This window comes from Vibrio natriegens NBRC 15636 = ATCC 14048 = DSM 759 (genome assembly GCF_035621455.1).
Classification (GTDB): Bacteria; Pseudomonadota; Gammaproteobacteria; order Enterobacterales; family Vibrionaceae; genus Vibrio; species Vibrio natriegens.
In genome coordinates this window covers 469337-490303 of sequence record NZ_CP141823.1, presented here as the reverse complement: position 1 = coordinate 490303, position 20967 = coordinate 469337, and the positions used below count along the sequence as shown (strand labels likewise).

17 protein-coding genes are annotated in these 20967 nt (G+C 46.0%); 8 read left to right on the top strand and 9 right to left on the bottom strand.

Annotated elements, in window-relative coordinates; genetic code table 11:
• Positions 1–140 precede the first annotated feature (140 nt).
• Positions 141–1193, top strand: coding sequence for a 3-deoxy-7-phosphoheptulonate synthase AroG (aroG, locus tag VER99_RS16685; RefSeq protein ID WP_014233807.1), 1053 nt, complete (start codon positions 141–143; stop codon positions 1191–1193).
• 322 nt (positions 1194–1515) lie between these two features.
• Entirely contained in the window at positions 1516–3084 is a 1569-nt protein-coding gene (locus VER99_RS16680; RefSeq protein WP_020334175.1) for a methyl-accepting chemotaxis protein, read from the top strand.
• 87 nt (positions 3085–3171) lie between these two features.
• Here VER99_RS16680 and tkt read toward each other — a convergent pair whose 3' ends face one another.
• Together tkt and tal are read right to left on the bottom strand one after the other, a co-directional pair.
• Positions 3172–5163 (bottom strand): transketolase, encoded by a 1992-nt coding sequence (gene tkt, locus VER99_RS16675; protein WP_020334176.1) that lies wholly within the window; start codon positions 5161–5163, stop codon positions 3172–3174.
• An 82-nt stretch (positions 5164–5245) separates the two neighbouring features.
• On the bottom strand, positions 5246–6196 hold the full coding sequence (gene tal / locus VER99_RS16670; protein ID WP_014233810.1) for a transaldolase: 951 nt from the start codon (positions 6194–6196) through the stop codon (positions 5246–5248).
• 465 nt (positions 6197–6661) lie between these two features.
• Here tal and VER99_RS16665 point away from each other — a divergent pair, with 465 nt between their 5' ends.
• The 3 genes from VER99_RS16665 (at position 6662) to VER99_RS16655 (ending at position 11310) form a co-directional block, all read left to right on the top strand.
• On the top strand, positions 6662–7663 hold the full coding sequence (locus tag VER99_RS16665; protein WP_020334177.1) for a sugar-binding transcriptional regulator: 1002 nt from the start codon (positions 6662–6664) through the stop codon (positions 7661–7663).
• A gap of 713 nt (positions 7664–8376) precedes the next feature.
• A complete protein-coding gene (locus VER99_RS16660; protein ID WP_020334178.1) occupies positions 8377–9306 on the top strand; it encodes a TAXI family TRAP transporter solute-binding subunit in 930 nt (309 codons plus the stop codon).
• A gap of 108 nt (positions 9307–9414) precedes the next feature.
• The gene (locus VER99_RS16655) at positions 9415–11310 is read left to right on the top strand and encodes a TRAP transporter permease (RefSeq protein WP_020334179.1); all 1896 of its coding nucleotides are present in this window, start codon (positions 9415–9417) and stop codon (positions 11308–11310) included.
• Positions 11311–11414: 104 nt separating this feature from the next.
• On the opposite strand, the gene VER99_RS16650 is transcribed toward VER99_RS16655, so the two are convergent.
• The 4 genes from VER99_RS16650 to moeA all read right to left on the bottom strand — a co-directional run bounded on the left by VER99_RS16650 (position 11415) and on the right by moeA (position 14731).
• On the bottom strand, positions 11415–12245 hold the full coding sequence (locus VER99_RS16650; protein ID WP_020334180.1) for a sulfurtransferase: 831 nt from the start codon (positions 12243–12245) through the stop codon (positions 11415–11417).
• Positions 12246–12288: 43 nt separating this feature from the next.
• Complete coding sequence (locus VER99_RS16645; protein WP_020334181.1) at positions 12289–12585, bottom strand: hypothetical protein; 297 nt, start codon at positions 12583–12585, stop codon at positions 12289–12291.
• 151 nt (positions 12586–12736) lie between these two features.
• On the bottom strand, positions 12737–13486 hold the full coding sequence (moeB, locus tag VER99_RS16640; RefSeq protein ID WP_020334182.1) for a molybdopterin-synthase adenylyltransferase MoeB: 750 nt from the start codon (positions 13484–13486) through the stop codon (positions 12737–12739).
• A gap of 9 nt (positions 13487–13495) precedes the next feature.
• Positions 13496–14731 (bottom strand): molybdopterin molybdotransferase MoeA, encoded by a 1236-nt coding sequence (moeA, locus tag VER99_RS16635; protein WP_020334183.1) that lies wholly within the window; start codon positions 14729–14731, stop codon positions 13496–13498.
• A 278-nt stretch (positions 14732–15009) separates the two neighbouring features.
• On the opposite strand from moeA, the gene folE reads away from it, so the two are divergent.
• Positions 15010–15663, top strand: coding sequence for a GTP cyclohydrolase I FolE (folE, locus tag VER99_RS16630; protein WP_014233818.1), 654 nt, complete (start codon positions 15010–15012; stop codon positions 15661–15663).
• 41 nt (positions 15664–15704) lie between these two features.
• Here the strand turns inward: folE and VER99_RS16625 are convergent, their stop codons facing one another.
• Together VER99_RS16625 and clcA are read right to left on the bottom strand one after the other, a co-directional pair.
• On the bottom strand, positions 15705–16670 hold the full coding sequence (locus VER99_RS16625; RefSeq protein WP_020334184.1) for a TDT family transporter: 966 nt from the start codon (positions 16668–16670) through the stop codon (positions 15705–15707).
• Between the two features lie 326 nt (positions 16671–16996).
• A complete protein-coding gene (clcA, locus tag VER99_RS16620) occupies positions 16997–18400 on the bottom strand; it encodes a H(+)/Cl(-) exchange transporter ClcA (protein WP_014233820.1) in 1404 nt (467 codons plus the stop codon).
• Positions 18401–18996: 596 nt separating this feature from the next.
• Here clcA and VER99_RS16615 point away from each other — a divergent pair.
• Positions 18997–19485 carry a hypothetical protein gene (locus VER99_RS16615; protein WP_236614656.1) on the top strand — a complete coding sequence of 163 codons (489 nt, stop codon included), beginning with the start codon at positions 18997–18999 and terminating at the stop codon, positions 19483–19485.
• Here VER99_RS16615 and VER99_RS16610 read toward each other — a convergent pair.
• Complete coding sequence (locus VER99_RS16610) at positions 19472–19897, bottom strand: transcriptional regulator (protein ID WP_020334186.1); 426 nt, start codon at positions 19895–19897, stop codon at positions 19472–19474. The two genes, VER99_RS16615 and VER99_RS16610, sit on opposite strands and share 14 nt — an antisense overlap.
• Positions 19898–19992: 95 nt before the next feature.
• Between VER99_RS16610 and VER99_RS16605 the strand changes: the two genes are divergently transcribed.
• On the top strand, positions 19993–20901 hold the full coding sequence (locus VER99_RS16605) for an aldo/keto reductase (RefSeq protein WP_020334187.1): 909 nt from the start codon (positions 19993–19995) through the stop codon (positions 20899–20901).
• Positions 20902–20967: the final 66 nt, after the last annotated feature.

Sequence of the window (20967 nt, the reverse complement as noted above, 5' to 3'; positions counted from 1 at the left end):
ACGGCTAAGCCGATAAGTTACTTGCATCGAAAGTCAAAAATGAACCACAGCCCTTGTTGCTGCTTGCTTTATGAACAATATTGCAATGCTCTTAGTAAGCAAAAAGCTGGGTCATAAACAACAACCAGGATGTAGAAGTAATGTTTCAAACTGATGATGTAAGAATAAATAGAGTAAAAGAACTGTTGCCACCTGTTGCAGTTTTAGAGAAATTTCCAACCACTGAAACCGCTGCTTCAACTACTTTTGATTGTCGTAATGCTATTCATAACATCTTGGAAGGAAAAGACGACAGACTGCTTGTTATCGTGGGTCCATGTTCGATCCATGATCCGCAAGCTGCTGTTGAATACGGTAAAAAGCTGAAAGTACTTCGCGACGAGCTAGGTGAGCAGTTAGAAGTTGTGATGCGAGTCTACTTTGAAAAGCCACGTACGACCGTAGGTTGGAAAGGACTTATTAACGACCCGTACCTAAATGACACATACAAACTGAACGATGGTCTGCGTATCGGACGTAAACTGCTTCTTGACCTCACTGATATGGGATTACCAACAGCCAGTGAGTTCCTTGACATGATCACGCCTCAATACGTTGCCGATCTTATTAGCTGGGGCGCGATAGGTGCACGTACGACAGAATCACAGGTACACCGCGAATTAGCTTCAGGTTTGTCCTGTCCGGTTGGCTTTAAAAACGGTACTGACGGAAACATCAAGATTGCGACTGACGCAATTCGTTCGGCAAGTGCGTCTCACCACTTCTTATCGGTAACCAAATACGGCCACTCTGCGATTGTTGAAACCGCAGGTAACCCAGATTGTCACATTATTTTGCGCGGTGGTAAGGAACCAAACTACAGCGCGGCTCATGTTACCCAAATTAAAGATGAGCTAGATGCAGCAGGTCTGCCTAAGAAAGTGATGATCGACTTCAGCCACGCTAACAGCTCTAAGCAGTTCAAGCGTCAGATGCTGGTATCGGATGATGTATCAGAGCAGATTGCTGGCGGAGAAGATGCTATTTTTGGTGTGATGATTGAATCGCATCTGGTAGAAGGTCGCCAAGATCTTGTTGATGGTAAGGCTGCAACTTATGGTCAGTCTATCACTGATGCATGTATCGGCTGGGAAGACACTGAAGTTGTGTTACGTCAGCTTTCAGATGCAGTGAAAGCACGTCGCAATAAGTAACACTCCTTAACCTTATATACTTATAAAGAGCCAGAGGTCGATGCCTCTGGCTCTTTATATTTTTTCCTGACAGACATACCGATCTGAATCCACATGCAGTTTGGTTATTCCCGCGTAAAAACTGCTTAGCGCCTGTGTTTTCTTAAAGGCTTGGCCAGTCCTTTGAGTGCATGCAATTGCGTAAATTTCTCTGTGTTTACTCTTAAGAAAAGTGAGGACTTGCCGTTAAAGAGTTACCCGTAGAGGGTCGTGAATCAAATACTTCGTAATAGCTCAACAAATTATTACCGAATGATAACTAAAAATGTGAGAAGCATTGTCTATGTCAGTCAATTCAAATAACAAAACTCAGGAGACTCTGGTCGGAGAGTTTGAGGAACTGGTATCAACTACGAATTTGAAAGGTGTTATCACTTACTGTAACGACGCATTTTGTCGTGTTGCAGAATATACAAATGAAGAGTTGATCGGCCAAAATCATAACATCGTGCGTCATAACGATATGCCAAAAGGGGCGTTTGGTGACATGTGGGCTCGTCTTAAGCAAGGTAAGGCGTGGCGTGGCATGGTCAAAAACAGTACTAAATCTGGTAGATATTATTGGGTTGATGCTTATGTCACGCCAATATATGAACATAATCAGGTCGTAGGCTACCAGTCTGTGCGTGTTAAGCCAAAACGTGAATGGGTTGATATTGCTGCTAAAGCTTATAAGAGTATGAAAGCGGCAGAGAAATCTGGTCGAACTTGGTCTTTAAAGATCAATGAATCGTTACGCTACGCTATTCTGCTTGGTGCACTGAGCGCCCCAGCTGCTGCTTATGCTCTGTCTGCTGAAGGCCCTTTAGCTTGGATCGCCAGTCTCTTGCCAGCTGGTGTGTTAGCCCTGCTATTTCGCCAAGAATTGATTGATACTCCTCAACAACTTAAAAAATTACAAAAGCAGTACGACAGTGTTAGTAGGCTCATATACTCGGGTGATAGCGCGTTCTCTATAGCGGATTTCCATATCAAAATGCTGTCAGCTCGTATTCGAACAGTGCTGGGGCGTATGACAGACTCCGCTTTACCGTTACAAGAGTGCGCCGAAGATCTCAGCCAGACAACGGCTGAAGTGCATGATGCGCTCAATCAGCAAAATATCGATATTCATAGAGTCCGCGATGCCATGCAAGAAGTTGAGATCTCAGCAAACTCTGCATCATCCACAACCAATGATGCCCATCTATTGATTGATGACACGCTAAAATCGTGTTTGATGGCAAAAGAGACCATCATTCAGACCCACAGTAATTTGACCCAGCTGAGTTTACAAGCTGAGCAAGCCACTGAAACGACGTATAAATTGAGTGATCAGGCACAAAAAGTGAGTCACTTGATGGAAGAAATCGGTGGCATCGCTGATCAAACCAATTTGCTGGCATTAAATGCGGCAATTGAAGCGGCAAGAGCAGGTGAGCAAGGTCGTGGCTTTGCCGTAGTAGCGGATGAAGTAAGAGCACTTTCTGGCCGCACTTCTAATGCAACCGAGCAAATACAGGCGTCCATCTCTACCATGTTGTCGACCATACATAGCTGGCAACAAGACATTTTGGCGAATAAAGAGCAGACGGATACGTGTTCTGAAGTTGCAAAACAAAGTACGGTACGTCTATCGGAAGTCGAACAGATGATGCAGACCATGAGCGGCTTAATGGTTGATGTGGCTCAGACCGCGGATAATCAGTTAAAACTGGCCAGTGACGTGAACTTGCATATCCAGTCTATCGCCTCGACGGCGGAGCAAAACCTGGCGGCGACTCATTCTGTGGAGAAAAACAGCCTGCAGCTAAAAGAGCAGGTCAAAGATTTCTATCAACTGGCGCTTCGATTTGAAGATAAGCCGTCGTAAGAATTCTCGTTTATTCAGACAATAAAAAGCCCCGCTGTATTAGCGGGGCTCTGTTTTTATAGCAATTGCTTGAAAGCTAATCTTTGATTAAGCAAGCAATTCTTTCGCTGTGTTTACTACGTTTTCTGTAGTGAAACCGAACATCTTGAACAGTTCGCCTGCTGGTGCAGATTCACCGAAGGTAGTCATACCGATGATCTTGCCGCCGAAGCCTACGTACTTGTACCAGAAGTCTGCGATGCCCGCTTCGATAGCGATACGCGCTGTCACGTCTGATGGTAGTACTGCTTCACGGTAAGCGGCGTCTTGTTTGTCGAATGCATCGGTTGATGGCATTGAAACAACACGTACTTGCTTGCCTTCTGCAGTTAGTTGCGCTGCTGCTTCAACCGCTAGCTCAACTTCTGAACCTGTTGCGATAAGGATAAGCTCTGGCTTGCCTTCGCAATCTTTCAGGATGTAAGCACCTTTCGCGATGTCTGCAACTTGCTCTGCAGTACGCTCTTGTTGTGCTAGATTCTGACGAGAGAAGATAAGTGCTGTTGGTGCATCTTTACGCTCGATAGCCAGTTTCCAAGCCACTGCTGATTCAACCTGGTCACATGGACGCCATGTGCTCATGTTCGGAGTCAGACGTAGAGAAGCCATTTGCTCAACTGGTTGGTGAGTTGGGCCATCTTCGCCAAGACCGATAGAATCGTGCGTGTAAACCTGGATGTTCTGAACTTTCATCAGAGCAGCCATGCGCATTGCGTTACGCGCGTATTCCATGAACATTAGGAACGTTGCACCGTAAGGAACGAAACCACCGTGTAGCGCGATACCGTTCATGATCGCTGTCATGCCAAACTCACGCACACCGTAGTGGATGTAGTTACCTGAGAAGTCATTCGCTTCAAGAGACTTAGAGCCAGACCACATAGTCAGGTTAGAAGGTGCAAGGTCAGCAGAGCCGCCCATGAATTCAGGTAGTAGAGCACCAAACGCTTCTAGCGCATTTTGAGATGCTTTACGTGACGCGATGTTTGCTGGGTTTGATTGAAGATCAGCAATGATTTGGTTCGCTTTCTCTTCCCACTCTGCAGGCAGTTCACCGTTTACGCGGCGTTTAAATTCAGCTGCCAGCTCAGGGTATGCTGCTTCATAAGCTGCAAATTTCTCGTCCCACGCTGCTTCCTTAGCTGCGCCTGTTTCTTTCGCTGACCATTCTGCGTAGATTTCCTGCGGAATTTCAAAAGGACCGTACTCCCAACCTAGTTCTTTACGTGTTGCTGCGATTTCTTCTGCACCTAGAGGCGCGCCGTGACAGTCGTGTGAGCCTGACTTGTTAGGAGAACCGAAACCGATGATAGTTTTAGTACAGATTAGTGTCGGACGAGGGTCTGCTTTAGCTGCGATAATTGCTGCGTTGATTGCTTCAGGATCGTGACCGTCTACCGCTGGGATTACGTGCCAGCCGTACGCTTCAAAACGCTTAGGTGTATCGTCAGAGAACCAGCCTTCAACGTGACCATCGATAGAGATGCCGTTGTCATCCCAGAACGCGATCAGTTTGCCAAGACCTAGAGTGCCCGCCAAAGAACATGCTTCGTGCGAGATACCTTCCATCAGACAGCCGTCACCCATGAATGCATAAGTGAAGTGGTCAACGATGTCGTGGCCTTCTTTGTTGAACTGTGCAGCAAGTGCTTTTTCAGCCATTGCCATACCAACTGCGTTAGTAATGCCTTGACCTAGAGGACCTGTTGTTGTCTCGATACCTGGCGCGTAGCCGTACTCTGGGTGACCTGGAGTCTTAGAGTGAAGCTGACGGAAGTTTTTCAGATCGTCGATAGATAGCTCGTAACCGCTCAAGTGCAGTAGAGAGTAGATCAGCATTGAGCCGTGGCCGTTTGAAAGAACGAAACGGTCGCGGTCTGCCCATTCAGGGTTAGATGGGTTGTGGTTTAGGTGAGAGCGCCAAAGAACTTCAGCGATATCAGCCATACCCATAGGTGCACCTGGGTGGCCAGAGTTAGCTTGTTGAACACCATCCATGCTTAGTGCGCGGATTGCATTGGCAAGATGTTTACGATCCATAATAGTTACCGAATAAATTTAATTCTAGGAAAGGAAAATTAAGAGGGGAACGCAAACGTTCCCCTTTTGTGATTCTGTGTAATTACAGCTTCGCTGCGATCATGTCTTCAAGTTTACCTTGGTCAATCGCGAAGTTACGGATACCTTCCGCAAGCTTCTCTACTGCCATTGGGTCTTGGTTGTGATCCCATAGGAACTCTGAATGAGTCATTGGCGCTGGGCGCTCTTGAGTGCCTTTAGAGTCAACTAGCTTCTCAACAACTTCGCCTTCAGCCGCTTCTAGTTCAGCAAGTAGAGCTGGAGCGATAGTTAGACGGTCACAGCCTGCTAGTTCTAGGATTTCACCGATGTTACGGAAGCTTGCGCCCATTACTACTGTGTTGTAGCCGTACTCTTTGTAGTAGTTGTAGATCTTAGATACAGATAGTACGCCTGGATCTTCTGAAGCTTCGAAGTCACGACCTTCCTTCGCTTTGTACCAGTCCATGATACGACCAACGAATGGAGAGATTAGGAATACGCCAGCTTCAGCACATGCACGAGCCTGGGCGAATGAGAATAGAAGCGTTAGGTTACAGTTGATGCCTTCTTTCTCTAGGATTTCAGCAGCACGGATACCTTCCCAAGTAGAAGCCAGTTTGATAAGGATGCGGTCGTTAGCGATGCCAGCATCGTTGTACATTTTAACTAGCTGACGTGCTTTTGCTACGCTGCCTTCCATATCGTAAGAAAGACGTGCGTCAACTTCTGTAGAGATACGGCCAGGGATAGTTTTCAGGATTTCTTTACCGATGTTTACAGCAAGCATGTCACAAGTGTCTTGAACTTGTTGAGCTTTGTCGTCGCTCTGTGATTTTGCATACTCGATTGAAGCATCGATTAGAGGAGCGTACTCAGCAATTTGAGCGGCTTTCAGAATCAGAGAAGGGTTAGTTGTTGCGTCTTCTGGCTGGTATTTTTTGATTGCATCGATTTCACCAGTGTCAGCGACTACAGTCGTCAGTTTACGAAGTTGCTCTAATTTGTTGCTCATTCCGATCATCCTATTTCATTGGGCTCATACTTTGCTGTCAGTATGAAAAGTGCATTTGCAAGCGCGTTAGCCAGCGGAAGTAGAAATCTGTTCTGCTCACTAACTTTTAACTTTTCAGCGTTTGAACATTTGTTGTGAACATTTGCTCTAACTCTGAGTAAATGATGCCTCCATAATTATCTGATCTGTGCGAAAAGTCAATTGTTGATCTGGGGGGAAAGTGACATTCATCAATTATTTTTTCCCGCCTTGGCCCACTATTATCTAGATAAACGTTTGCCCATATAGCACATGGCTTATAAGGGCATTAGCGAAGCCCTATTTTAATCTGAGAATTTGTTTTTGTGATGAGCAAATGTTGAAGTGAAGGGCAGGTGTGACATATGCTACGCTCGTGAGCGCTTGTAATGGCGTTGAGTATTTGCTCGAGTGAAGGGCACAGATAAAATACAAATCAGGTTGAATATGAGTAAATCTATTAACGATGTATCTGATGAAAGTACCGATCTTCTGACTGAGATTTCGGTTGCTTACTACCAAGATGGGGCAACACAAGAAGAGATCTCGAAAAAGTTTGCTGTTTCCCGCGCGAAAGTGGGACGTATGCTAAAGCAAGCAAGAGATGAAGGCATCGTGGAGATCACAGTTAAATATCACCCGGTATTTAGCGCTAAGATTGAGCAAAGGCTGATCGAACGTTTTGGCGTGAAGCGCGCCTTGGTGGCTTTAGATCAGCCAAGCGAAGAGCAGCAAAGGTTACAAGTCGCTGGGCTGGTATCTAAATACATGGCGAGCACGCTACAAAATGGTACTGTAGTGACGGTGGGTCAGGGGCGCAATGTGTCTGCGGTCGCGCATCACGTAGGCGTTATCCCTCAAAGAGACGTTAAGTTTGTTTGTGGTATCGGCGGTATTCACCCACGTGGAGGCATGTTTAACGCTGACCATATTTGCCGTCAGTTCGCCAAAAGCTACGGCGGCACATCAGAAACGCTATATGCACCAGCCTATGCAGAAAACCGGGAGCAGAAACTTGCTTTCATGCAAAACGCGACGGTTAAGCAGACTCTGGACCTCGCACGTAAAGCCGATGTGGCTCTGGTTGGAATCGGCGACATGAGTGAAAACAGCTACATGGTCGATCTCGGTTGGTTTACCGCAGAAGAAGTCGTGCAGTCGAGAATGATGCAAGGTGTCGTTGGAGATTTCGCGGGGTATGATTTTTTCGACATTAATGGCGTATCCGCAAAGACGGTGATGAGCGACCGTATTATCGGTCTTGGCATTGATGAATTCCGCTCCGTTTCTGAAGTGATCGCTATTGCTGCCGAGAACAGTAAACCTTTGGCATTACTCGGAGCTTTAAGAACGGGCGCGATTGACGTTATTGCCACTAGCGTGAGTAACGCATTAACGGTACTCAACTTAGATGAGCAAATGAACGGCAAAACAGTATCGGATAGTTAGTACGAATATTGTGCGATTAATGTAATAGGGTTGCGAGTGTTTAGAAATCACTCGCAGCCGGATTTCCTTCCTAAGTTTAAAGTATTAGTTTAAAGCATTCCTCGCGGCTCATTGGAACCCGATTAGCTAGGGGTAAATCATGAACAAGACACTTTTTATTCGTTGATGATGATTTTATATTCACTTGTGCTGTTTAAATAAATCGGAATTTACGGTTTGTTCTAGTGATCGTTAAAATGATAATTCAATGGTAATTTATTGATTTTAAATATGACTCATTCAATTCTATCACCTTGCTTATCGCCTTTCTGATCACATAATTCTTGTTGCAGTGTGCATTTTTAATGATTGCAAATTGAAGCAAAGTATATAAATATTAGCCCGCACTCGCAGTTCTCCATGGTTGGAAGAAGAACAATTTTCATTGTTTTGTTGCGAATTCAGTCAGGTTAGTCGTCGTGTTCTCCCACGCATTCTGACTGCGATAAAGTACAGGGAAAGTTTCAATCCGTTTCTGAGTGGCACACAAATAGCGCACAAAGCTCTCATTTCATCTCATTCTCGTTTGCTATTTCTCCCTGAGCACACCATAACTTTATGAAGTATATCCAAATGACTTCAAGAAACAGGGTCAGAGCGTTGCCGTTTCTGCGACTCAAAGATCTCAAGGTTATTTGGCTATAACAATCAATCTAAAAGAACAAGGAGCATTTATGTACCAAGCACTAAGGAATGGGCTAGTGGCACTTGCTGTCGTATTTTCAGCATCAACGATGGCGGAAAATTACACTATTGGTACCGGTAGTCAAAGTGGTACTTATTACCCGCTAGGTGGCATGTTGGCTAAGATTTGGAGCGAGAACTTACCGGATTTTAATATGCGCGCAGAAGTGACTGCGGCCTCTGTTGAAAACACCATTAAAGTCTCTACCAATAAACAGCTTGCTGGTATTGCTCAAGGCAACGTAGTGCTGCAAGCGTATGAAGGCACGAAACCGTTCCCTCGTAAGATGGACGTTGCGGTGTTGTTTGCACTTTATCCAAATGCTGTGCAGTTCATTGTTCCAGCTAACTCAGACATTAAATCGGTTGCCGATCTAAAAGGTAAACGCGTTTCTCTTGGTGCGCCGGGCTCAGGTACTCGCGTTAGTGCAATCAATATCCTAAACACATTGGGTGTGACAGAAGACGACATCAAAGCTCAGTCTCTGAACTACACTGCGACCACTAGTGCTATCGCGAACAACCAGATTGATGCTGGTGTCATCGTTGGTAGTGTTGGTGTTGGTGCAATCACTGAACTGGCTCTGACTCGTGACATTCGTGTACTAAGTTTCAGCGATGAAGAGCTGAAGAAAATAGCGGCAGATTACCCTTCTTATCTAGAGCTTGACGTACCTGCTGATGCCTACAACAAAGTGCCTGCATTTAAGGTGCCAGCGGTTTGGAACGTTTTGGTTGTGAATAAAAACATGAGCGAAGATATGGCTTATGAACTGACAAAAACGACGTTTGAGCACATCGATGAGATTCGTCAGGTATTGGGCGTAACTAAGTTCACCACCATCGAAAATATGACCAAACTGGACGGTGTTCCTCTACACCCAGGTTCTGAGAAGTACTTTCAGGAACAAACCAAGTAATTCGTATTAAAGAAGTAAAACCAATCCACTGCGGCACTTGTCAGTTTTCAATTTGAACGCATGTTCAAGCGCTTAAGTGGATTGAGATAAAGTTACATGGAGTAAGTGATGAGTAAGATTCATCCGAGTAACCAGAAAATTACCGACGTGATACTTTCGATAGCCGCCGTTGCGGCTATCGCTTTATCTGTCTTTCAAGTTTGGCAGGGGATTGTCGCCAGCCTATCGGCGCCAGTATTTCGCCCAGTTCACGTCAGTTGGGTCTTAGCGATTGCTTTCTTGGTTTACCCGACCTTCAAGTCCCGACATTCTGTACCTGTTTACCTGACAGGAAGAGTGATTGATTTTGTTCTCGTTGCCCTAACTTGCTGGGCTTCGACCACTATTGCCATGTTTGACTACGATGACATCAGTTTCCTGCTTGATGGTTTAGGCTCGGTGGAACAAGCGGCGGGCGTTGTTTTAATCGTAATGCTGCTTGAGGCGACAAGGCGTACTGTCGGGCTGGTCATGGTAGTGATCGCAGCACTGTTTTTAGCCTATGCGATGTTTGGTGATGTATTACCCGATAACGTCGCGAGCAAAGGGTTCTCTGTAGAAGAGATTGTTCGCTTCCACATCTATTCGACCAATGGCGTTTATGGTGCGCCGCTAGCGATTGCCGCTGGTGTAGTGTTCATGTTCGTTTTATTTGGCGCGTTTTTGCAGGTGACTGGTGCTGGTCAGTTTTTTATCGATATGGCATTTGCTCTGGCAGGTAAATATCGAGGTGGTCCGGCGAAAGCGAGTGTGGTTGCTTCAGCGGCTCTTGGCTCAATTTCAGGATCGGCAATCGCAAACACCGTAACCACAGGTGCGTTAACCATACCGATGATGAAAAAGCTCGGTTATAAGCCAGAGCAAGCGGCGGGCATCGAAGCGGCTGCATCGACTGGTGGGCAGATCATGCCACCGGTAATGGGGGCGGGGGCGTTTGTCATGGCGCAGTTTACCGGTATCCCATACAGCGATATTTTATTGGTCTCTATCGCTCCGGCTATTTTGTACTTTGCCTGTACCTTGCTCTATGTGCACCTGATGGCCTGTAAGCTAGGTCTTCAGGGGATGACGGTAACTGAGCAGATTTCTAAAGTGTTGAAAGATGGCTGGCACTATTTACTGCCGCTTGTTCTGATCACCGCACTGCTAATGATGAGCTACTCTCCAGTGTTGGTTGGTGTTTTCGGGTGTGTGGCAATCCTGTTAGCGGCGATGACGCGTAAGCATAGTCGAATCAGTCTCAAACTGTTTATTGAAGGCTTGAGAGAAGGTGCGTTTCTGACTATTCCTATTTCTGTCGCCTGTGCAACCGCTGGTATCGTGGTGGGTGTCGTTGGTCAGACGGGGATTGGTCTGCAGTTTACGCAGTTCCTGATCGCAATGTCGGGCGGCCACTTATGGTCGGTATTAGCCTTGATTGCGGTAGCTGCCGTGGTTCTCGGAATGGGGTTACCCGTAACGGCGGCCTACATCGTTCTGTCAATTATGGCGGTTCCTGCCCTGATGGACTTTGGCCTAGGGGTACTAACTGCGCACATGATCGTCTTCTGGTTATCGCAAACTTCAAATGTGACGCCGCCAATTGCGCTAGCTGCATTTGCGGGGGCGGGGATTGCGAATGCATCACCAATGCGTTCTGCGGTGCAGGCATTTAAACTAGCTCAGGGCTTTTTCCTCATTCCGGCAATGATGGCCTTTTCTGGCCTGATCTGGATTGAAGGTGAACCGATGCACTTTGTGATTGGTGTGATTTCGACAATCAGCCTGTTTGTCGCCTTTGCGGGTGGTATCGAAGGGCGTCTGTTCTCGCCATTACAATACTGGCAACGTGGTGTTTTACTGGCGATGGCTCTAGGTGTGCTGTTTATGTCAGACATTTACCGATTGGTAGCGCTCGCTGTGATCGTCGTGATCTGTATGATCAACTATCGTCAGCCGGAAAAACCGGCTTCTCAGGCATCATGATGAGAAAGTAGTGATATTACTTGTATCTAAAAGAAGAAAAACCGCCGTCATTTGAGGGCGGTTTTTGTTTTCACTGTTATGCAGTTTCGTGACTTGTTTGTTTGCTAAATTTCAATTGGCAAGTGAAGGCTTGAACCCCACTCCGTCCACGAACCATCGTACACAGACACATTTCGCAGGCCTAATTGATGCGCGGCTAACAACAAAATACAGGCAGTAACGCCTGAACCACAGCTGAATATAAGGCGTTGGTCATCTTGAATCGTAAGATCACTAAACACTTGCTCTAATTCCGAAACGGGTTTGATGTGGCCATCCGTCATCAGCTCCTGAAATGGTAAACAGATTGAGGTTGGAATGCGTCCGCTGCGAAGGCCAGCACGTGGTTCCGGTACTTCGCCTAAAAAGCGCGCTTTCGAACGTGCATCAATGATATTTGCGCTTTGATTTTTTGAGTGTTCGAGTACGGTTTGCGCGTCTAAGAACGCTTCTTCAAACAGAGTCCCGGCAAATGTACCTAATTCAGAAGGTGCTGAAAGTGAATCTACGACAGGGAAGCCGCTGTCTATCCACGCAGGTAATCCGCCATTGAGGACTTTTACGTTATCGTGTCCCATCGCTTTGAACATCCACCATGCCCTAGGCGATGCAAGCGTTCCAGAGTTATCGTAGACGACGATAAGATCATCTTTATGCAGGCCAAGCTGTTGTGCGCTGGTATTAAATCCATCTTCAGTCGGCATCATATGTGGCAGCGTGGAATCGGGTAGACAAAAGTCGTTGTCATAGTCAAAACGCAGTGAGCCCGGGATCCATTTATCGGTGATCTTCTTTCCCTCAGAAGGGATTTGGAAGCTTATGCTTGCGTCCAATATTTTCACATTGGGTTGGCCTAATAGGGCACTTAATTCCTTCGCGTCAATCAATGTTTGCATCGTTAAATCCTTATTATTAATACCCATATGATCTGGAGACACGCTAATCACAACGAACAAATGAGAATGACTGTTCAATGGTTGTTTCTGTGGCTTGGCTTAATGTTACCGTCGAACCGACAGGGCATACCACTGATGTTGGAACAGAAACGCGTTGTTGGCCAGTCTCGGGTGAGTTGATAGTCAGGTAGCGACGCTGACCATCTAAAGATTGTGTTAGCGTGTTATTTATTACGGTTGCCGTCACGGTTCTCTCAGTGTTTGAAGCGCTTAACCAGAGAAGCAGTAAAACGGCGGTCAAGCTGATTAGAACCAAAATGTATTTTTGGGGATTGTCCAAGATTGAGTTCCGTATATTCAAACCTGAGTAATCTTACTGTTTTACAGGAAAATAAATGTCTGTTCAAAGTTGGATGCCGCTTTGCGCAAAAATCGCTTTCGTCCCATAGCAAAAAGCTCAACGATAGGTTGAGCTTTTGAATGTTATCTCGCTAATTACAAACCGGGCAGGTTGGCATTTTCATTAAATTCATCTCTCGCCAGGACATGCTTAGTGCGTCAAGTATAAGTATTTTGCCTTTTATTGGCCGACCGTAATTGGCGATCACTTTAATCGCTTCCATCGCTTGCACTGCGCCGACAATGCCAACCACTGGTGCCATTACCCCAGCCTCCACACAGCTTAAAGCATCACTGCCAAACAGGGCACTTAAGCACTGATAACAGGGTTGTGCTGGATCATCGTACGTGAATACGCTTACCTGACCTTCCATACGGATCGCTGCACCGGAGATTAACGGCGTTTTCGTTGCGAAGCACAGACGGTTAAGCTGGTTACGCGTCTCTACGTTATCCGATGCATCCACAACAAGCGTATGTTGTTCAATCAGGGATTGCATTTCTGCATCATCAAGACGCTTGGCAATGGCATCAATGGCGATGTGAGGGTTAAGCTCTCGTAGCGCATCGCGGGCTGAATCAACCTTGTTACGACCGATATCGACATCGTGATGCAGTACCTGACGCTGAAGGTTAGACAGCTCGACAATGTCATCATCAACTAATGTCAGCCTACCAACACCCGCAGTCGCAAGGTACTGACTTGACGCACAGCCCAGCCCGCCAGCACCAAGAATCAGGACTGAGCTCTGCTTAAGTGCTTCCTGCCCGTCAAAATCAAACTGACGCAGAATGATCTGGCGGTTGTAGCGCAGCATTTCTTGATCAGAAAGAATATCCACGGTGCAATCCTAGTAAAGTGTTGAGTTGAATAGTTGAATGTTTACCGTCTCACCGATTTCAACTCGGCCACGTTCGCGCTCAAGTACAACAAAGCAATTGGCTAAACTCATTGAGCGAAATGCACCAGAGCTTTGGTTTCCTGTTCTTTCTACAACGAACTTGCCGTCTTCTAACGAATAAATCCCGCGCTGGTAATCCGCACGTCCCGGTACTTTCTTGAAAGCCGTCTTAGTAATCGCAGGGATGGATAATGGCTCTTTCCACTCTGTATGCCCGGCTAATTTAGCCAGCATTGGTTGAACCAAAACATACATCGTCATCATTGAAGACACCGGGTTGCCTGGAAGACCACAGAACCAAGCTGTGGAAAGTTTGCCAAAAGCAAAAGGTTTACCCGGTTTAATCGCCAGTTTCCAGAAGCCGATTTCGCCCAGCTCTTCAAGAATATCTTTGGTGTAATCGGCTTCACCTACACTCACGCCACCCGATGTGACAACCACATCCGCCAGTGTTTGCGCTTGTTCAAATGTCGCTTTAAGAGTTTCTGGACAATCAGGGACGATGCCAAGGTCTACTGGTTCACAACCGAAATTTTCGATCAGAGGTTTAATACCGTAACGGTTGCTGTCGTAGATTTGACCCGCTTCAAGCGACTCACCTAATGGTTTTAGCTCGTCACCGGTAGAGAAAAAGGCCACTTTTGGTTTACGCACGACAGTCACATGACTGACACCTAAAGAGGCGATCATCGGAATATCGCGAGGTGTCAGGCGTGCGCCTTTGGCGAGTACGATATCACCTTGCTGGATGTCATCACCAGTAGGACGGATGTTGTTCTGAGGCTCTACATCAGTTTGGTTAAACAGGATTCCAGAATCCGTTACTTCCGTGTTTTCTTGCATGATGACGGCATCACAGCCTTGCGGTATTTGTGCGCCCGTCATGATACGAACACACGTGCCTTGCGGCCATTCGCCTTCAAATGGCTGGCCTGCAAATGACTTTCCGGCTAAAGGCAACGTTGATGACGCTTGCAGATCTTGAATACGGATTGCATAACCATCCATTGCGGAGTTGTCGAACGGAGGTACGTGAATTGGAGATAAAATGTCTTCGGCAAGTACATAACCCAATGCTTCAGCGAGTGGCAGAGACAAAGTCGTTTGGATTGGTTTGATTTGCGATAGCATCTTCTCCATCGCTTCTTCAATTGGCATCAAGCCAGGTGCGTCGCAGCAGCCCATTGAGATAGTCCTATATTCTTATGTTTTGAGGCAACTTTATCATAAAGTGACAAAGCCCACCGATAAAATATGGATGTAATTATTCAAAAATCCGAGTATCCTTGTCACCCATCCAAAAGGGGTAAAAAGTCCTCGTGGAGTCGAGAAAACCGCTCAGTCTATTTTTGTTATGTGTTTTGGATATAAATCACTAAACTGAGCGACCGAAGCGCAAACGGAATGAATCAACGAGAAATGTGTTTCAATCTGAGAGCGGCAGTTATGAAAGAGGAAGTGTAATGTCAGGTCTTAGCGAGTCAGCGAAGTTAGTAAAAGAAGCGCTAGAGCAACGTGGATTAGAAACGCCAATGCGTCCTAATAACGTAAGCCGTGAAGAGAAAAAGGAAAAGATCGAGTACCACATGCGTGAGATCTTAGGCCTCCTTCAGCTTGACCTTACGGATGATAGCCTAGAAGAAACACCGCATCGCATTGCAAAAATGTACGTGGACGAAATTTTCTCTGGTCTGGATTATTCGAACTTCCCGAAAATCACTGTTATCGAAAATAAGATGAACGTGAGTGAAATGGTTCGAGTGAAAGACATCACTGTAACCAGCACTTGTGAGCACCACCTTGTGACAATAGATGGTAAAGCCGCTGTAGCGTATATTCCTCGTGGCAAAATCATTGGCCTGTCGAAGATTAACCGAATTGTACGCTTCTTTGCTCAGCGTCCACAGGTTCAGGAACGTATGACACAGCAGATTCTTATCGCGTTACAAACGCTTCTAGAGTCTGACGATGTGGCTGTGACGATTGACGCGACGCACTACTGCGTGAAATCACGTGGTGTTATGGACGCAACCAGTGAAACAACGACCACTGCGTTGGGAGGCATTTTCAAGAGCAACCCAGCGACACGTGCCGAATTTCTGCACGGTTTACGATAAATCGAATTGACGAAAAAAGGATGGCCGATGCCATCCTTTTTTTATGCTTGCTTGGAGCGGGATCTGACAATTTCTGGCCAGTACATTTTCACATAGCCTGCCGACACCCAAACGACCAATACCGTAGCAATACTCAGCTCTAAAAAGCCAAAGTCATGCAGCCAATTCCATTGCGGGTGTGATTCTGCAAAAAATGTGGTTAATCGGTGCATGGCAATTGCACTGATAACCGACGGGAATGTGACCGCTGCTATAGACGGTTGGAACTTCAATCGCAGTAGTCGGAAATAACACAGGTAAATCAGCAAGGTCATTGTGATGGCGATACCCGCTAACGCTCCTGTGAGGATTGGGTCTGGCTCAGGGAAGTTCACTAAATAGGCTGCTAGTGACAAGTTTACAGGAGCAGCCATGATCGCCAGAGTAGGGCGCGCCTTTCTGGGTAACGACCCAAAGAAAACTAAGCGGTATAAAACCAAAGGCAACATAAAGAAATAAATGCCAATGCACATTAGCGCAACGGTTTCTGAGAACACGTTATGCCCGAATTGAGAGCCAGCGAGCGAGCTACTTATTATCCCCACAGGGTACAGAAACCAACTGGGAACAATATTCGACATTTTAAAGTTAGTGAGCTGAAAGCCGAAAAAGAGCACCATCATAGAAAAATGGAGCAAAAGCGCTAAAAACCACAATGGGTAAGCGATAATAGGTGACACTGAAGCAAGGTAATCTGTCAGGATCAGAAGTGCCATGCTCATCGGTGCCATTAAACTGCCGCTTAATGGATTACGAATATCGACGATGAATAAGCGAGGGCTAGTCGCATATTTGATCAGCACCGGAGCAAGTAACAGAGCGCCAAGTGACGAGAGAAATGGTCGAATTGGTTCACCGATAGCTGGAACGTAAAGCGCCCAGGCTTGACCTAAACCAATAATACCAAGTGCCAATGCTGCCTGAGAGGGTGGGACACTATAAAACTGTACAAGTCTTCTCCAGTTCAAATCTACTCCGAAATGATTCTATTCGTATAAAACGTTAATACCGACCTAGCTTTCTGAAAAGGTTTTACCTGAAAAAATGTCTTAGTGTCTATTTTTTGCTCAGGTTAAACAAAGCCAAATGTCATGGAACAATTGCTCTATCAGGCGCGAATACTAGCAAGTTTTATTGGTAGTTACTCATAAAGGTATAGGGGAACGATCATAGAATGGCAATTTTGTGAGTTTGGTATCGAATATTTGGTAAAAGATGCAAAAGTAGCAGGTAATCGGCTCCAAACAACCCTTCCGGATAAAAGATTATTTGGAGCGAAATGGGGACTAAACGCTTAAGACGCTTGATTTTCTGGTAGATCTTGTTGACGTAGCTTGTCATTTTTAAGCGTACGACGAAGTAACTGACTGTATATCGGTTGTCCGCCTAGTAACTGGGCAATAATTACTGCGCCCAGACAGGTAATGATGAGCGGTAAAATAAGGTAGTAGTTATTGGTCATCTCGATAACCAGCAGAATGCCTGTGATTGGAGCACGTACTGTCGCTGCAAATAAAGCGCCCATGCCTGCGATCGCAAACATGCCCGGTTCAATATCTAGGGCTGGTAGCAGCACTTCTGCACTGGCACCAAATGCATAACCAAATAAGGTACCCAAAGCGAGCATTGGCGCGAAAATACCGCCAGGTGCACCAGAGCCAAAACAAAGTAATGTTGTTACAACACGGCCAACAAACAGCAGAACTAACAGTGTGATGGAGTAGTTCCCGTTGGTTACGTCGGGGATGAGTGCGATGCCGCCACCCGTCAATTGTGGCACGTATAAAAGCAGTAAACCGAATACACCACCTAGAATCGATCCCGTAATAAGGTAACGCTTACGATCGTTTTTGTGGATAGCCACAAAGCTATCTTGAGCGATGGTGATGAGTTTATTGAAGATAACGCCGAATACACCAAACAAAGCCCCTAGTAGTAGGAACAGCCAAAGAGACTGTAATGCTGGTGGCTGATACTGAGGCATAGTGATCACCGCATCTTGGCCATTAATCGCCCGAAACACAATGTTGGCCATGATGGCGGAGATGATCACCGCACGAATGGAAATCAATGAATAGCGAAATTGAGGGCGCATCTCTTCAACGACAAACATGATGCCTGCTAACGGCGCGTTAAACGCCGCGGCCAAGCCACCGGCCGCGCCTGAAGCGAGCAGAGAGTGTCTTGTGTCGTCATCTTTTACGCGGAAAATATCTGTCACCATTCGACCGACAGCGCCACCCATTTGTACCGTTGGACCTTCACGGCCTAACACCATGCCTGATCCTAGCGCACCCATACCACCGAAAAACTTCACTGGTAGCACGCGCCACCAACGGACTGGACGAATATTGTCCATCGCGCCTTCTATTTCAGGGATGCCGGAACCTGCAGCCTCGGGAGCAAAACGGTGAACAAGGAAGTAGCCGACAAAAGCCAACATGGCGCTAATAAGTACGGCTGCCAGCCATAGCGGTAACATGCTACCAATTTCACTTTTTAGCCATTCGGTACGAGTTTCAGAAACGAGGTGGACGGCATGTTCGAAGTAAGTTCCGACAACGCCAGCAAGTATGCCTACGATAGCGGCCATTAACAAAACCGATATTGGTGTCGACCCTCGAGAGATAAACTGGTTAATCGCATCTTTCGGCACGTGCGCTAACACAGACTTCACAATTCTCTCTCTCTTGGTCATTAACGGTTTCTCCTGCTTCTGTTTGATGGGACGGAGGAAATTATACGCCCGGAAGAGTCTAGACCTAATCGGCAAAGTTGCAATTTAGCTTTCCACTATTGGTAGCTCAAAGATTCTGACTCGATAGTATTCGCAAATGTTGTGCTATTGATCTCATATCTGACGTTGTTTTTTTACAGAGAAAGCTTGTTTTCTGAGAAAAATGAACCATGCTTTAAGTGTAAAGCAACATGACTGCTTCAGAAGGAGGGATGTGACGTTTTACTCACAATTTGGATGGATTCAAACCCTACGGTAATTCCTCGTTTTAAGTTTGGGATGCATCTGTAGACTTCCCGATTCGCACACTCACGATTGAGTAACGAGGTAGAGGCGCACTTGAAATGTGCGCCTTCTTAATGTCTGTCATCTTGAATTGTTAGAGTTTATTTGTTGCACCCTGCTTGATAATTTTTCATTCCACGATAATGTTTTGCCAACTGTTGCTGCCTTGATAAAACCCAATGCGTTTCTTATCCCTTTTCTTAATTTCCTTTTGTAGTGCTTTATTGCCACAGTCCACCTTGGCGATGGATAATCATTGGTGGCACAGCGTATTGTCTGATCAACCCTTGGATCAGGTAAAAAGCACCATTCAAAAAGGTGGCCTTTGGTATCGGTGTGATACCGAATGGAACGATTCGGAACCGTCTGTTGATACGCTTTGTTTAGACGAATTTAGCTACTATCACCAGCATTTGTACGGTGAAATTATTTTACGTCAGGAAACGGCAGAATTTGTTTTTTTGGCGCAATTCCAATGGCAGAGCTGGAATGACCTAATTCTTAACTTAAGAAAAGATGGCTTGGTAATAAAAAGTATCCATTTTGATGATCAAGAAATGGATGTGCTTAGCTCGCTGAAAAATAAGTCAGCAGACGATGTAGATAAAGAAGTCATCTTAATGATGAATCGTTACCCACCAGAAGCCAATCGGAGAATTCAGTGGGTAAGATCAAGTGAGTTTCAATCAGCGTCTCCAAGTTTGGCGGTGTCGCTGATTAGTGATGGTGACATGATCACGCTTCGAGTTACGCGCTTTTAGGCTCGTGCTGATTTTTGTTCTCATGATGTAATGAGAGAAACGTTGCCATCGCAGACTCATCTAAAAAGCCATCCGCTTTTTTATGTGAGCGCAGATATTGGTAACCAGCGATAAGTTTACGATGCATCTCTTGCTCATCTTCTGGCAGTGTTTCGTTCATCACGTGTTGAAAAGCGAGTTTATACGCCTCCAAATCCACCACTTCAGCACGGCGATAAAGGTACCCGCACCCTGTAGCCAACCACTCAAGAGAGCAGTTTGCTCGCATCGCAATTTGGTTCGCTTTTGTTAGGCTCGGTTCACTACCTTTTAAATATTTTCTAATCAAGGCTTCTGACACTTCAACACGGCGTGCAAACCCGCTGATGCTTTCTTCGCCAATTAAAGTCGATAATCGTTGGGCAAAAGACATATTTCGTACTCCAGTTCGAATTGCGAAAGTTTACCCGTTGAGACAGCGCGAAAACAAGACTAGGATGAAAGCAGATTAAATAAAGGAGAGAACCAATGGTTGCAAAAGTAGTGACTGCACCAAGTGGCCCAGAATTTTCAGAACTGGTTCAAGGATACTGGCGCGCTGTAGATTGGGGAATGACGGCTCAAGAGCGTTTGACCTTCCTTAAGCAACATGTGGAGCTAGGTATTACAACGGTTGATCACGCCGATATTTATGGTAACTACGAGTGTGAAGCACTGTTTGGCGAAGCGTTAACGTTGGACAAAAGCGTTCGTGAACACATTCAGATCGTAACCAAGTGTGATATCAACTTATGTGGTGATAAAACGCCAGAGCGTAAAATCAACCATTACGACACGAGTTCTGCGCACATTTACCAATCGGTGAACAACTCACTTGAGCGTTTAAATGTAGACGAAATCGACGTTCTGCTTATTCACCGCCCAGACGTTTTGATGGACGCTGACGAAGTGGCAGAAGCATTTTCAGAGCTGCATAAAGTGGGTAAAGTGAAACACTTTGGTGTCTCAAACTTTACGCCGCGTCAGTTTGAGTTGTTGCAATCGCGTTTGGGCAAACCACTCGTGACAAACCAAGTGGAAATCAACCCACTTAACTTTGAGGTTGCGCACGATGGTACGTTGGATCAGATGCAAATGTTGCGCACTCGTCCAATGGCTTGGTCTTGCTTAGGTGGTGGCTCTATTTTCAGCGGCGATAGTGAACAGGCGGTTCGTGTACGTAATGAGCTAGAAGCCATTCGTGAGGAAGTCGGTGCGGCCAGTATTGATCAGGTGATTTACGCTTGGGTTCGTCGTCTGCCTTCTAATCCAATCCCAATTATTGGCTCTGGTAAGATTGAGCGCGTTCAAACGGCTGTTGATGCATTAAACATCGAATTGACTCGTGAACAGTGGTATCGTGTTTGGGTTGCGTCTAAAGGACACGGTGTGCCATAGAGCGCCCTCACAGCATCAATAATTGTATTAGGCATCCACATTGGGTGCCTTTTTTGTATACTTATT

What these genes read in the sequence shown, in the direction of transcription:
- tal (WP_014233810.1), bottom strand. Translation starts at nt 6,196, where the DNA reads ATGAGCAACAAATTAGAGCAACTTCGTAAACTGACGACTGTAGTCGCT.
- clcA (WP_014233820.1), bottom strand. Translation starts at nt 18,400, where the DNA reads ATGACCAAGAGAGAGAGAATTGTGAAGTCTGTGTTAGCGCACGTGCCG.
- VER99_RS16650 (WP_020334180.1), bottom strand. Translation starts at nt 12,245, where the DNA reads ATGCAAACATTGATTGACGCGAAGGAATTAAGTGCCCTATTAGGCCAA.
- VER99_RS16655 (WP_020334179.1), top strand. Translation starts at nt 9,415, where the DNA reads ATGAGTAAGATTCATCCGAGTAACCAGAAAATTACCGACGTGATACTT.
- VER99_RS16610 (WP_020334186.1), bottom strand. Translation starts at nt 19,897, where the DNA reads ATGTCTTTTGCCCAACGATTATCGACTTTAATTGGCGAAGAAAGCATC.
- aroG (WP_014233807.1), top strand. Translation starts at nt 141, where the DNA reads ATGTTTCAAACTGATGATGTAAGAATAAATAGAGTAAAAGAACTGTTG.
- moeA (WP_020334183.1), bottom strand. Translation starts at nt 14,731, where the DNA reads ATGGGCTGCTGCGACGCACCTGGCTTGATGCCAATTGAAGAAGCGATG.
- VER99_RS16680 (WP_020334175.1), top strand. Translation starts at nt 1,516, where the DNA reads ATGTCAGTCAATTCAAATAACAAAACTCAGGAGACTCTGGTCGGAGAG.
- VER99_RS16605 (WP_020334187.1), top strand. Translation starts at nt 19,993, where the DNA reads ATGGTTGCAAAAGTAGTGACTGCACCAAGTGGCCCAGAATTTTCAGAA.
- tkt (WP_020334176.1), bottom strand. Translation starts at nt 5,163, where the DNA reads ATGGATCGTAAACATCTTGCCAATGCAATCCGCGCACTAAGCATGGAT.
- VER99_RS16660 (WP_020334178.1), top strand. Translation starts at nt 8,377, where the DNA reads ATGTACCAAGCACTAAGGAATGGGCTAGTGGCACTTGCTGTCGTATTT.
- folE (WP_014233818.1), top strand. Translation starts at nt 15,010, where the DNA reads ATGTCAGGTCTTAGCGAGTCAGCGAAGTTAGTAAAAGAAGCGCTAGAG.
- VER99_RS16665 (WP_020334177.1), top strand. Translation starts at nt 6,662, where the DNA reads ATGAGTAAATCTATTAACGATGTATCTGATGAAAGTACCGATCTTCTG.